This window comes from Microbulbifer harenosus (genome assembly GCF_005771435.1).
GTDB classification, from domain to species: domain Bacteria; phylum Pseudomonadota; class Gammaproteobacteria; order Pseudomonadales; family Cellvibrionaceae; genus Microbulbifer; species Microbulbifer harenosus.
Map to the genome: position 1 here is coordinate 91,591 of NZ_VANI01000016.1, position 13,193 is coordinate 104,783.

The window sequence follows — 13,193 nt, forward strand, 5'->3', positions numbered from 1 at the left end:
CCCCTCTGGAAAATGGCAGGCACCGGGTAAAGCCCTGGTTTTCCGGTCGCCTGTGGAATCGGAAACTGGCGGCAAAATCACCCGCCGCCAGCGCGGCCGGAAATGGTACACAAACTGACCAACCACTACCAGCTGCACAACGCGGTTTTGAACCAATTCCGACCGGAACTAACCAGACATTCCTGAAATTTTGATCTGTCTACCCGGTCGATCTGGTTCAATGTCGCGCTGTGTCAGTTTTCGGGGTGTACAGATCCCCAAAGAAATCCCCGGCATTCCAGCTCGGCTTTTTCTCGGAGTTAGCCACTTCCCGCGCAATCGCGAAATTCACATCCGCAAACTGCTTGGCTGCCACATAGCTGATCTGCTCATCCGCCTCATCACTGGGGCGGTGGTAGCGGGATTTGAGGAATTCAACCTGTGCTTCGGTGCCGTTGATCTTCGGATCGACCGCTTCGCGGCCGGTGATCAGGTAAATGGACGGCACGCCCTGGCGCACGAAGCTGTAGTGGTCGCTGCGCACGAAAATTACCTGCTCCGGCATCGGGTCCGGGCTCAGCTTGAGGCCGGTTTTCTGCGCGGCGTGGGCCGCGGTCTCGCCGAGGCTCGAGTGCTCCGCGCCGAACGCGATCACATCCTGGAACGGGTAGAGCAGCATCGGCATATCCAGGTTGATATTCGCCACCATTGATTTGCCTGCGACCGGCGGATGCTGGGCGAAATAATCGGAACCGAGCAGTCCCTCCTCTTCCGCCGTCACCGCGACAAACAGTATGGAGCGGCGCGGCGCCCTACCGGATTCAGTGAACAGGCGCGCTACTTCCAGCATCACCGCGATACCGGCGGCATTGTCCTGGGCGCCATTATTCACCTTGTCATGGCCACCCTCTTCGCCGTGCGCTGCGGCGCTCACGCCGATATGGTCGAGGTGCGCGGAGAACACCACGTACTCGTCTTTCAGTTTCGGATCGCTGCCCGGCAGCAGGCCGACCACGTTGGGGCTCAGAATTTTCTTGTGGCTCGACTGGCTGGCGAGGCTCGCGCGGGCGGGCAGTGCGAAACCCTTGGGGGTCTCGCCCTTTTCCAACTCGGCAAAAATCGCATCGAGATCCTTGGGCGCGCCGGCGAAGAGTTTCTTCGCCGCGGGCATATCCAGCACCGCACCCGGGTGCATACCGGCGACCGCATTGCCCGGTACGCCGTCGGCGCGCAGCCAGTCAAAACCCGGTTCCGCCAGGTGTTCGGCGGAGCGCGCGAACGGGCGGCGGGCTTCCCGCGCCGGAGTGTTGAGGGTGACGTAGCCCACCGCGCCATGGGCAGCCGCGGTTTCGCGCTTGGTGCGCCCGGAGGCGTAGTGGGCACCCACTTCGTTCGGCAGCTGCGGCGGGCGCCCATCCAGGATAACCGCGATTTTGCCCTTGAGGTCGAGGCCGGCGTAGTCGTCGAGACCGAACTCCGGCGCCTCGATGCCGTAGCCCACGAACACCAGCTCACCGCTGACGGCGGTCTGCTCGGCGATGGTGGGCGGCCCGGCGATAAAGTCCTCACCCAGTTTCAGGCGGACGTCCCCGTCGCGGCTGTGCAACACCAGGCTTGCGCGCTCTCCGGCCCAGCTCGCCTCGCGAAACGGCACCGGCTGGAAATAGTCGTCGCCGGTGATGGACTGAAGACCGAGGGTCTTGAAGCGCGCGGCCACATAGTCCGCGGCCTGCTGGTAACCGGCGCTGCCTGTCTGGCGGCCGGCGAGGGCGTCGGCGGACAGGAACTCCACGTCCTGTTTCATCCGCGCGCTGTCGGCGCCGGACTGGGATGGCATGGAAGGTTGTGATGCAGTCTGGGATTGGGGCTGCAGGTCGCCGTTGCACGCGGCAAGCAGCGCACTGGCGATCACCAGGCCGCTGGCGAGAGCGGATATTTTCATGCTGGACTCTGAATGGATTGCGTTCGCTTGGCTATTCGTAGGAGGGTTGGTGGCGCAGCTTAACACGCGAGCCGCTTTCGCGGCGGCGGCTCACGCTCAGAGGAGGAGGCGGTGCGATCAGTGCCGCAGCGCAAGAGTTGCAAAACTGCTGACGATCGCGCGCTCGGCCAGTTCGTGGGCGCGGTCGGCACAGAAGTCACCGTGGGCCCCCAGCAGATGGTAGAACGGCAGGCTCAGCAACCGCCGGAAATCCGCGGCAAGCCAACGCCGGCTGTTCTCGTATTGCGGGGTGGCGCGGCGACACCAGGCCGGCGCCACCAGCATCCCCTGATGGACGCCACTGAGGCGCAGCGCCCACCTGCCCGCCCAGTTGCAGCCGATCCAGCCGGCCCAGTATTGCAGCGCATCGCAGGTGAGCAGCAGACCGCCGGCCTGGGGGATAAGCAGCGCCGCCTCGGGTACTTGGCTGTTGCTGAATTCGAACACGCGTCCGCCGTGGATAGGGCTGGGACCACCGTCACTGAGCAGCTGGTCCGCCGGCGGCAGCGGGTAGTGGTCGGAGAGCGCCTGGCGCCAGAAGAATGCGTTGAAACGGTCGCGGTAGTAGAGATCGTCACAGCCGTGGTAGTAGCCAAGGCGGACCACTTGACGCACCCGCCCCAGATCGCGCAGGCGCTCTTCTGTGGTGGGACAGAGGCGCACCGGATTTACCAGCAATAGATCATCACCGCTGCGCACTATGCCCATGTTGCGATTGACCACCACGCCGGGGGCGATACGCGCGCTGCCCCTTACCACAAAGAAATCCGGCAACAACTGTCGAATGCGGCCGTGGGGCAGCGGTGCAGGATAGGCAATATGCATGGTCGGCGGGGGAGCTCCTTCGCGGCACTCCCTGCCGCCACAGTGTCGGTCTAGATGCGGTTTTACGTGCGTTCAGCTGTACTGCAGGCGGTTGCTGATGCCGTGCAGTATCTGCATGGCCTGGGCGGTGTCGCGCTCGCTGACCAGGATGTGCTCGTGGTAGCGGGCGGAGACCACGTTGGCGTGAATACCGGCATCCGCCAACTCTCGCACCATGATGGCGGTGAGTCCGGGGACCTGCAGGCAGGAGGAAAAGTGCAGGGTGATCTGGCGGAATTCCCCTACCCTGGCCAGGTTTTCGCGCTCGGCGACCTCCCGCGGCAGCAGCGCACACAGCCCCTCGCGCTCGCGAAAAATGCACAGACACTCGCCGAGCAGCTGCTGCAACTGCTCCTCACTCAGCTCGCACATCACCAGCGGCTCCCGGTTGAGAATCGGGCTCAGGCGTTGTAATAGCTGCTCGATCTTTACCTGTGCGTTCATGGGCGTCTCCGGATTGATCTGGAATCAGTTGGGCTGGCGTTTTCGGGGTCTGCTGCCGGGCTTGGCGGCGCGGTCTTTCACCCGGGCTTTGGCGCTCTGCTTGCGCTGTTGCCGCAGCGCGTCGGGCTTATTCGCAGGGGTGCTCTGGGCCGGGCCGAACTCTTCGCCATCAAATTCGGGTTCACCTTCCACGGGCGTGGTGTCCACCAGCTCCTGCTCGCGCGCCGCCTCCATGTCCCAGCGATCCAGCGCCAGATCGATATCCTTCTCGATATCCATGTGCGGGAATACCGGGCAGGGCGCATCTTTCTCCGGGTTGTGCCAGCCGGACAACGGCGCCACAAATACCACCAGGGACTTATGCAGGTAGTTGGTGCCAATGCTGGCTTCGGTCCAGGTGGTCTGCCAGGCGTACTTGCCCTTTACCGCGTAATCACTTTCGTAGGATTTCAGGGTGAGGAAATAGGGATAAACCTTGCCGCCTCGGCACACGATGCGGCGCTCGGTCTTGATGTTGGCCATCTGGGTGAAAGGATCGAAATACCAGCGGATGTCATAGCCGTAAGCAAACTCCATCTTGCCGCCCTGCTCGGAAAAGGCGTAGGAGCGGCCGCTGCCATCCTTGTTCAGGCTCCACACGTGCTGGGCTTCACCGTCGCGGGAAATCAGCCAGTTGCCCACCCACTGATCGGCTTGCAGACGGGATTTTGCCTGCCAGCCGCGGTACTCGGCTTCGGCGTCGCCCTCTGTTCCGGTTTCCTGCGGTTCTTCTTCCGGCGTGGCGGCACCTTCCTGCGCATCGGTGGCACGTGCGCTGCTCTGGGGCGCCGCACCGGCACTCAGGGCAAGGGCGGTGAATACCGCCAGCAACAGTGTGGGAATAAAGCGTTGCTGTTTCACAGCCGGTCTCCGCTTGCGCTTTATTCATCCCTGAAACTGGTTTCGTCGATCGGGTCCGGCCCGCAGTTCCGCACCGCCGGAGGGTCTTACCTGACCGCACTGACGGTGGAAACTTCGCTGCGCCGCCACGTTTTGCCGTGGTCTGCGTGTCCGGCAACCCTTATTGGTTGCCCGCGGATGCGGTCTGCTGGGTATCCCTGCCGTCGGCCCGGTACAGATTGGGGCATTCGGCACCGTGGTTGGGGGTTTCCCAATTGGGCAGACGGCGCTGGAAGGCGAGAATGCCACCGTTGTGCTGGCGCCAGTGACGACCGTCAATCACGTTGAAGTCTAGGGTGACAGGACTCCAACCGGTAAATTGCGCGTACACCATGCCGCTGTTGCAGTGCAGGGTGCCACCGGTGCGGATGCGCACCGTGTCGCCATCCATACGCCAGGAGATCGCGAAACCGTGGGTGAGCTGGCCATCGGCGCGAAAGCCGTGGGCAAATCCGGTGCCGTCCGCCTTGAGCTGCCACACCAGCTGTTCATCACCCTGCCCGACTACGAGCCAGTTGCCAGCCCACTGCCGGGCGGCGGCCTGGTTTGCAGTCTGCTCCTGGGCGGACGCGATGACGGGAAGCAGGAAGAACACTGCGAGTACAAGGATGTAGGCCTGCAGCAGCGAAAGGAGAACAGGACGGAAGGACAACTGACGCAACAACTTCATGCGGCACTCTTCTCTGTTGGGTTCTACGACTGGCGGTTATTTGCACAACCTAATTAAAAGCCTAGACGTAAATCTCAACTGTGGCAGCGGAAGCGACAAAAATCTTTGTTTCCGCGCCAGACACACACTAGGAGTGCCGAGAGCGCAGTCGGTACCACAGCAGCACACCCAATCCGAGCGCGGCGATAAACAGCAATGCCCCCCAACCATAAATCCCGGAGCCGCTGCTTGGCTGCAACTTCTCGCGGGCGCGCACCACGTTGCTCTGCAGGCGCTGAAATTTTTCGATAACTTCGTTGGTGGGCGCCTGGTCGAGGATGGCGCCGCGCAGTTCCTGCCACTGCTGGTCCAATTGCGCGGTGAGCGCGGCGTTGCGTTCCGCCAGTTGGGGGCGGGATTCCAGGTAGCCCTCGCGCAAAGCGAGCATCAACTGGTGGTAGGCACTGGCGATATCGCCAGCGCGGTACGCGGCCTGCGCCAGGTACAGAAGACCAGCGGCACGCGCCAGCGGATGTTGTAGATGGCGGGTTTCCGCAGGGTGGGCCCGCCACCACATAAGGGCGTTGCGGGCCTCTTCCGGCAACTCTGCCGGGCGCAGTACCGCCATGCCGGGAAGGCCCACAAGCGCGGGATATTTTTCTGCCAGCTGCGGTGCCGGCGCGATATCGGGAGCGGCAAAGCCCGCAACCAGAACCGCAAGGGCCCAGCGCTGGCGGCTGCTGAGGTCGCCGTCCAGGTCAGCATCATGGGCGTCGTTGCGGGTGGGTTCGAGTACGTTGTAGAAGTCGTAGAGGCTCAAGTTGGCCATGCGCACCGGGTCGTCGAGGCGCCGCTCCGGCTGCGCAGCGTCGCCGCGCACGCCGTGGCATCGGCTGCAGCGGTCCCGATACAGCGCCTGAGCTTCGTCACCGGAAGGCAGGGACTCCGCTGGCGAGCGCGGCAACTGGTAGAGCGCGGCGAGGCGATCGGCAGCGGTATTCGCGCGCCGGCGCACCAGATCGGGAGCGGCGCGGTCGGCGATCAGCCGGGCAAGCTCTTTGAGGCTGTCCTCCAGCTGGGCGCGGCCCGGTTTGTCTGGCAGCTGCTGCAGCAGCGCAGTGGCGACATCGACGTTGTTCTGCTGCTGGCGGTACAGCTTGCGGTCGCGGATAGCGCCGTCGGCCACTGCTTCGGCATAGTCGACGGCGACGAACGACAATAGGCTCAGCGCTTTTGCGGCGATGTCCTGTTCACTTTTCCTGTCGGGGAGCTGTTGCTGGGCCCAAGCGGGGTCGATCCAGATCCACAGGGACAGCAGCAGTGCGATGTAATGAAACGGGCGGTATCGGGTCATGCGAACGGCGCGGAACCAGAGCTGGCGGAATTTTTTCGGCACCCCGCTTTAGCGTAGCAGCGGCGGCGCCAGGCCGGGGAGACGAGGCGCGCAGATACAAAAAACCCCGCGCGCGGCGGGGTTTCGGCGGCGGCGGCGATCAGCCCTTTTCGGCGCGCTCTTTCTCCACCAGGAAGTCGACCACGTCCAGCATGATCTGCTGGCCGTCGGATTTGCCCTTATAGCCTGGCAGTGAGGTGCTTACACGGTATTTGCCCGCCACGACCATCTCCGGGGTACCGGAGAGTTTGTAGGCGCGCTGCTTGGCCTGGCCCTGCTTGATCTTGCTGTTGATGGCGAAGGAGTCCATCAGTTTCACCGCTTTGGCGCCGTCAGCGCCATTCTTGTCGAACAGCTCGGCGATGGCGGCGTCGTCCGCCTTCCACTCGCGACCGTCGCGGGTGGCAAACATTTTGCGCTGCTGGGCAATGGCGCTGAAGATTGGGTCGTGCATTTTGTCCAGCACACCCATGGCCTCAGCCACATAGAACAGACGCGCGTGAATTTCCATCACCGGTTGCCAGATAGCGGGGATCTTAACCAGCGCCACGTCGGCGGGCATGTCTTTCTTCCACTTCTTCAGCGGCGCCTCGAAGTGGTAGCAGTGGCCGCAGCCGTACCAGAAGAGTTCGGTTACCTCGACCTTGCTTTTGTCGTCCTGGGCGACGGCCTGGGGCAGCACTTCGTAGTACTCACCGGCGTTGAACTTCCCCGGGGTTTCCTGGGCGCAGGCCGCGAGGCTCAGCAGCATGGTAAATAGGGCGACAACGGCTCTCATAAGTACTCACTCCAAACGTTTATTCTGTTTACCGCCGGCATTGTCCGCCTGGGTAGCTGACGCCGGCCTGAATATAGACCGTGGGAATTATTGAAGTTCCACGCGGGCGGCGCAACCCGGCTTCCGAAAACCGCGTCCCAAAACCCGGAAACCATACGCTAAAAACGACAAGGCCGGTCAGTGACCGGCCTCTTTATCCTGCTCTGTTGCCGATTACTCGGTCAAACCGGCCACATAATTGGCGACCGCCTTGATCTCGGCATCGGACAACTGCTTGGCCACACTGCGCATGACACGGGTATCACCGTCGTTGGCGCGGGTGCCCTCGCGGAAAGCCCGCAGCTGTTTTTCCACATACTCGGCATACTGACCGGACAGACGCGGATAGCCCGCAGGGGCATTTCCCTGACCGGTGGGAGAGTGGCAGCCCATGCATGCGGGGACATTGGTGGTTGAGTTACCAGCGCGGAACACTTTGCGACCCAGCGCCAGACCATCGACGTTGTCACCGCTGTTCAGCATCACGGAGAACGCTTCGGAGCCGGACAGCTGCATGTTCTGGGCGTTGAAATACGCCGCCACGTCGGCCATGTCCTGATCGCTCAGGTTGTCCAGCATGCCGGTCATCTCCGGCACTTTGCGCGTGCCATCCTTGATGTCGTGCATCTGCTTGAGCAGGTACTTCTCACCGAGACCGGCGATTTTCGGAAAGGTCGGCGCCGGGCTGTTGCCATCCGCACCGTGGCAGGCCGCGCAAACGGCCGCCTTGGCCTGGCCCGCACTGGCGTCACCGGCGGCGTGGCCCAACTGGGCAAACGCCACCATCCCCAAAGCCAGAGCGGCCTTCTTTATAATGCTGTTCATACGTCGTCCTGTTGCGCGCTGAGGTTCTGCATCCGATCTTCGTTGCTGGCAGCAACCATACGCCCGGCAGCCATCAGCGACGATAAAACCGCGGCATTATATACTTGCGCGCCATCTGAGTGTACCGGGAAGACTCATGTCTGAATCCAATCCAGAACAAATCAATTTTCGCCGCGCGCAATTCCTTACCAGCGCGCCCACCCTCGCCGAATGCCCGGAGGATTCCGGTGCCGAAGTGGCATTTGCCGGGCGCTCCAACGCCGGCAAGTCCAGCGCCATCAACGCGCTTACCAACAACGGCAAGCTGGCGCGCACCTCCAAGACTCCGGGGCGCACCCAACTGATCAATTTTTTCTCACTGACTGAACATCAGCGCCTGGTCGACCTTCCCGGCTATGGCTACGCCAAGGTAACCCGCTCGATGAAGGACGAGTGGCAGCGCCACCTGGCTTTTTACCTGGAACAGCGCCGCTGCCTGAAGGGGCTGGTGCTGCTGATGGATATCCGCCAGCCGCTGAAGGAGTTTGACCTGCATATGCTGACCTGGGCGGTCAGCTCCGGCCTGCCGGCGCATATCCTGTTGACCAAAGCCGACAAGCTGAAGAACGGCCCCGCCAACAACGCGCGTTTTGCGGTGGAAAAGGAGCTGAAAGCCCTCAACCTGTTTACCAATGTGACGGTGCAGACCTTCTCGGCCACCAAACGCCAGGGGCTGGAAAAGCTCGAACAGCGCCTGAACCAGTGGCTGGCACTGCCTGCGGGAGAGCCACAGGAGATAGATGAGGAAGACGCCGGCAGCGAGGACGGCAACTCGGATTAAACGTGTGTACGGCAGGCAGTGGCGCAGGTGGGCTCAGGGATTGCTGCCAAGCGCCTCTTCTTTAAGGCTGTCCAGCAGAATCCTGCGCAACACCCTTCGGGCCGCGGGGTTTAACCCCCGCAGCTGTTCCGCGGTGAGATGGCGGCCGGCAATCAACGACGCCAGCGCCTGCTGGCTGATCTGAATCTTGAGGTAATTGTCGCGCGCGGACATGGGGCTCCCCCCTCTTTCAGTGCAACCTTGTTGCCGCACTGCCCACAGCCGCCTGGACCCCGCCGGCCCGCGCATCGCGAACGCGCCCGCGCCAGGGCTCGGGAATGCTCGCCTCGGCAGTGTACAGCGTGCGAATACAGTCCGCCGTCAGCTGGTAGCGGGCGCGGTCCGCCAACTCCCGCGCCAGGCGGGAACTGGAGGTGACCAGTACATAATTGGCGTGCCCGCTGTCACCGCGCTGGCGGTAGGCGTCGATCAACAGGCGTGCGCTGTCGGTAAAGCGCATCGCGGCCACAGAATATCCCGGTGCGCGCGCACCGAGCAGGAAGTCTGCCAACTCAAACGCACACCCCAGAAACGGCACCGCCTCGGCGAACTGCCCCTCCTCGCACAGCAGGCTGCCCCGCTCCAGCCAGTCCAGCCACGCCTGCTCCGCGCGGCGCGCATCACTCATCAACCACTGGCGGTGGTTGGCACACAGATATCTCAGGTTCACGGCAACTCCTCGTTCCGGGCATACAGAAAGTCTACTCGAAACCATGCTAATGCGAAGCATTATCATTTTCAATTGATAAAGCGGGACTCTGCTACGCACAGGAGGCTTGCTCCGCCAGAATTCTACTAGACTGTAATTAAGTGCCCGATTTCCCGGTGCAAACCGGAATGAAGAAGTGACCTTGTCGGAAAGACAGGCAAAAAAAAGCCGGCAGATTGCAGCTGCCGGCCAGGGGTCAGTGCCCTTGGGGACGGGCACTTGGGGAATGCGCCCAGGGGGACGGGCGCATCCTTGGGTTCTCACCCAAATTCCACTGCATCCGATGCATTTCCTTCAATACAAAGACTAAGCTCGGCGGCGAAGGTTCCCCACTTTTTTCGCCACTGTCGGATGCTGAAACTGTATCCCACATTTCTCCCAGCCGGGGGCATATTATTTCTGTTCTGAGACTTTATTCCCCCGCAGGTGATCAAAACCCGCGCCTGTAGGTAATGTTCAGGCACACGCGCCATCAGTCGCTCAAAATTCAGGCAAAAAAAAGCCCCGATGGGGGTAGTCTCGGGGCGAGGGGCTTCTGACTAAGCTTTGGGGATGATGTTGCAATCCAACGATCTGCTTCTTAGAGAGCCCCGTTTTCGGGTAGTTCCGCCGTTTCTGAAAAAAATCGAAAAAATATTTAGTGGCGCGTTGAAACGGGACGCTCTGGCGGCGCCGCTACCGGGTACTGCCTTGTGAGACACGCCGTGACCCCATCCCTGGGGGCTCTTATAAAACATCCCTGTTTTAGAAGGTCTCACAAGGCAGTACCCGGCATCGGCACCTTCGCATCCAAGTTCCGGGACTCTTACATTTAGTGCGCCTCATCCCAGTTCGCCCCCTCTCCCAGATCCGCAATCAGCGGCACATCCAGTTTCGCCGCCCCCTGCATCAATTCCGGAAGCCGCTTCACCACCCGCTCGCGCTCGTCCGCCGGCACTTCCAGTACCAGCTCATCGTGCACCTGCATGATCAGGCGGGTCTTGAGTTTTTCCTCGCGCAACCAACCGTCCACCGCGATCATCGCGCGCTTGATGATGTCCGCCGCGGTGCCCTGCATCGGTGCGTTGATCGCGGTGCGCTCGGCGGCCTGGCGCTGCATGGCGTTGCGCGAGTTGATCTCCGGCAGGTACAGACGGCGGCCGAACAGGGTTTCCACATAGCCCTTGTCCGCCGCCTGCTTGCGGGTATTTTCCATATACGCGAGGACCCCGGGATAGCGCGCGAAATAGCGGTCGATATAGGTCTGCGCATCTGCGCGCGGAATATCCAGCTGCTTGGCGAGACCGAAGGCGCTCATACCGTAAATCAGGCCGAAGTTGATCGCCTTGGCGCGGCGGCGCTGTTCGTCGCTGACTTCCTGCGCCGGCACCTCGAATACCTCCGCAGCGGTCGCGCGGTGGATATCGGCCCCCTCGGCGAAGGCGTCCAGCAGACCTTTGTCGCCAGACAGATGCGCCATGATGCGCAGTTCAATCTGTGAATAGTCTGCGGCCACAATCACGCTGCCGCCGTTGATGCGCGGATCGGCCACAAACGCCTGGCGGATACGGCGGCCCTCCTCGGTGCGGATCGGAATGTTCTGCAGGTTAGGATCCGAAGACGACAGGCGCCCGGTAGCGGCCACCGCCTGGTGGTAAGACGTGTGCACACGGCCGGTGGCCGGGTCGATCATCAGCGGCAGCTTGTCGGTATAGGTATTTTTCAGCTTGGCCATGCCGCGGTACTGCATGATCAGTGCCGGCAGTCGGTGGGACAGCGCCAGTTCCTGCAGCACCGGCTCCGCGGTAGACGGCGCCCCCTTGGGAGTTTTCTTGATCACCGGGATCTGCAGTTTCTCAAACAGAATGGTACCGAGCTGTTTGGTGGAACCGAGATTAAATTCTTCCCCCGCTTCCTCAAATGCCTTTTGCTCCAGCTCGCGCATTTTCTGTTCCAACTCACCGGACTGCTTTTTCAGCATCGCCGCATCGATATAGGCCCCGTTGCGCTCGATGCGGGTAAGTATTGGCACCAGTGGCATTTCAATCTCGTCGAGCACTTTTACCAGGCTGGGCTCTTTTTCGAGACGACTGCTCAGCTCGCGATGCAGGCGCAGGGTGATATCCGCATCCTCCGCCGCGTAGGGGCCTGCCTTGTCCAGTTCGATCTGGTTGAAGGTGAGCTGCTTGGCGCCCTTGCCGGCGATGTCCTCGAACTTGATCGTGGTTTCACCGAGATACATCTGCGCCAGGCTGTCCATATCGTGGCGACCGGCAGTGCTGTTCAGCACGTATGACTCAAGCATGGTATCGCGCGCGATGCCGCGCAGTTCGATACCGTAGTTGGCCAGGATATGGCTGTCGTACTTGAGGTTCTGGCCGACTTTCCGGTACTTCTCGCTCTCGAGAATGGGCTTGAGCTTGTTGAGCGCGCTGTCGAAGTCCACCTGTGCGAGCGCACCCATAAAGTCGTGGGCGAGTGGCAGATAGGCTGCCTCTCCGGCTTCCACCGCAAAGCTCACCCCCACCAGTTTCGCCTGCATGTAGTTGAGGCTGGTGGTTTCGGTGTCGAAGGCAAACACCTCAGCGTTTTTCAGTCTTTCCAGCCAGTTATCCAGTTCCTTTTCATCGGTGATGACGCTGTAGTTGCGCTCGACCGCCAGCGCTTCCACCGCCGACTCAGCATCCCCGCCGCCGCCGAGCTCATCCACCCAGCTGCGGAACTCCAGTTCGGTGAACAGCTCGCGCAATCGTTCGCTGTCCGGCTCGCCATTGGCCAGCGCATCGGGCCTGTGCTCCATCGCCACGTCGGTCTTGATGGTGGCAAGTACGTAGGACATGTCTGCGGCGTCCTTGTGTTCGGCCATTTTTTTGCCGAGGGTTTTGGCGCCGCGCACGTTGATCGAAGCAATGGCATCCAGATTTGCGTAGATGTCTTTCAGGCTGCCGAGATTCTGCAGCAGCGCCAGCGCGGTTTTCTCACCAACGCCGGGTACACCGGGGATGTTGTCCACCTTGTCGCCCATCAACGCGAGAAAGTCGATGATCAGCTCCGGCCCCACACCGAACTTTTCTTTTACTCCATCGACGTCCAGCACCGTGTTGGACATGGTGTTCACCAGGGTGACGCCGGGGCGCACCAGCTGCGCCATGTCCTTGTCGCCGGTGGAGATGATGACATCCATGCCCAGCTCGGCGCCCTGCAGTGCCAGGGTACCGATCACGTCGTCCGCTTCCACACCGTCGATCACCAGGCGCGGCAGGCCCATGGCATCGATGATGTCGTGGATCGGCTGGATCTGCGCGCGCAGGTCGTCCGGCATTGGCGGGCGGTGCGACTTGTAGTGCTCAAACAGCTCGTCGCGAAAGGTCTTGCCCTTGGCATCGAACACCACCACCACCGGGCTATCGGGATGCTCTTTCAGGTGCTTGCGCAACATGGAGATCACCCCGCGCACGGCACCGGTGGGCTGGCCCTTGCTGGTAGCCAGTGGCGGCAGGGCGTGGAAGGCGCGGTAAAGGTAGGAGGAGCCGTCGACCAGGATCAGGGGTGCTGCGGCGTTTTTGTCATTGCTCATAGAAAATCGGGGAATTCGGTTGCAGGTAAATGGCAGGGCGACAGGATAACCGCGTTCGCCGGATTTCGCTGCGCTCGCGCCCATTCTTTTCCATCACGCTCCTTCAGCCGCTTTCTTTCCGCCGCCTGCATCGCGCCAGTCATCGCAGTGTCACCACCACCCGCACGGGGGCTTCTAG

General features: G+C 61.8%; 12 protein-coding genes. 1 reads left to right on the forward strand and 11 read right to left on the reverse strand.

All coding sequences use genetic code 11. The features are described 5' to 3' along the window. Positions 1 to 217: 217 nt before the first annotated feature. The 8 genes from FDY93_RS15355 to FDY93_RS15390 all read right to left on the reverse strand — a co-directional run bounded on the left by FDY93_RS15355 (position 218) and on the right by FDY93_RS15390 (position 7,891). Complete coding sequence (locus FDY93_RS15355) at positions 218 to 1,921, reverse strand: M28 family metallopeptidase (protein ID WP_138236645.1); 1,704 nt, start codon at positions 1,919 to 1,921, stop codon at positions 218 to 220. Between the two features lie 117 nt (positions 1,922 to 2,038). Further along, positions 2,039 to 2,785, reverse strand: a complete 747-nt coding sequence (locus FDY93_RS15360; protein WP_138236646.1) for a hypothetical protein — start codon at positions 2,783 to 2,785, stop codon at positions 2,039 to 2,041. A gap of 72 nt (positions 2,786 to 2,857) precedes the next feature. Beyond that, positions 2,858 to 3,268, reverse strand: coding sequence for an ACT domain-containing protein (locus FDY93_RS15365; protein WP_138236647.1), 411 nt, complete (start codon positions 3,266 to 3,268; stop codon positions 2,858 to 2,860). Positions 3,269 to 3,292: 24 nt separating this feature from the next. Further along, entirely contained in the window at positions 3,293 to 4,168 is an 876-nt protein-coding gene (locus FDY93_RS15370) for a hypothetical protein (protein ID WP_138236648.1), read from the reverse strand. Positions 4,169 to 4,328: 160 nt separating this feature from the next. Continuing rightward, complete coding sequence (locus FDY93_RS15375) at positions 4,329 to 4,877, reverse strand: hypothetical protein (protein WP_138236649.1); 549 nt, start codon at positions 4,875 to 4,877, stop codon at positions 4,329 to 4,331. Positions 4,878 to 5,004: 127 nt separating this feature from the next. Then, positions 5,005 to 6,210: a hypothetical protein gene (locus FDY93_RS15380; RefSeq protein WP_220446213.1), complete on the reverse strand. Its 1,206-nt coding sequence runs from the start codon at positions 6,208 to 6,210 to the stop codon at positions 5,005 to 5,007. Positions 6,211 to 6,349: 139 nt separating this feature from the next. Continuing rightward, positions 6,350 to 7,027: a thiol:disulfide interchange protein DsbA/DsbL gene (locus FDY93_RS15385; protein WP_138236651.1), complete on the reverse strand. Its 678-nt coding sequence runs from the start codon at positions 7,025 to 7,027 to the stop codon at positions 6,350 to 6,352. Between the two features lie 213 nt (positions 7,028 to 7,240). Continuing rightward, positions 7,241 to 7,891 carry a c-type cytochrome gene (locus FDY93_RS15390; RefSeq protein WP_138236652.1) on the reverse strand — a complete coding sequence of 217 codons (651 nt, stop codon included), beginning with the start codon at positions 7,889 to 7,891 and terminating at the stop codon, positions 7,241 to 7,243. A 136-nt stretch (positions 7,892 to 8,027) separates the two neighbouring features. Between FDY93_RS15390 and yihA the strand changes: the two genes are divergently transcribed. After that, positions 8,028 to 8,711, forward strand: coding sequence for a ribosome biogenesis GTP-binding protein YihA/YsxC (gene yihA, locus FDY93_RS15395; RefSeq protein ID WP_138236653.1), 684 nt, complete (start codon positions 8,028 to 8,030; stop codon positions 8,709 to 8,711). Between the two features lie 33 nt (positions 8,712 to 8,744). Here the strand turns inward: yihA and FDY93_RS15400 are convergent, their stop codons facing one another. The 3 genes from FDY93_RS15400 to polA form a co-directional block, all read right to left on the reverse strand. Then, a complete protein-coding gene (locus tag FDY93_RS15400) occupies positions 8,745 to 8,924 on the reverse strand; it encodes a hypothetical protein (RefSeq protein ID WP_138236654.1) in 180 nt (59 codons plus the stop codon). Positions 8,925 to 8,940: 16 nt separating this feature from the next. Beyond that, a complete protein-coding gene (locus tag FDY93_RS15405) occupies positions 8,941 to 9,420 on the reverse strand; it encodes a hypothetical protein (RefSeq protein ID WP_138236655.1) in 480 nt (159 codons plus the stop codon). A gap of 850 nt (positions 9,421 to 10,270) precedes the next feature. Beyond that, the gene (gene polA, locus FDY93_RS15410) at positions 10,271 to 13,015 is read right to left on the reverse strand and encodes a DNA polymerase I (RefSeq protein WP_138236656.1); all 2,745 of its coding nucleotides are present in this window, start codon (positions 13,013 to 13,015) and stop codon (positions 10,271 to 10,273) included. Positions 13,016 to 13,193 lie beyond the last annotated feature (178 nt).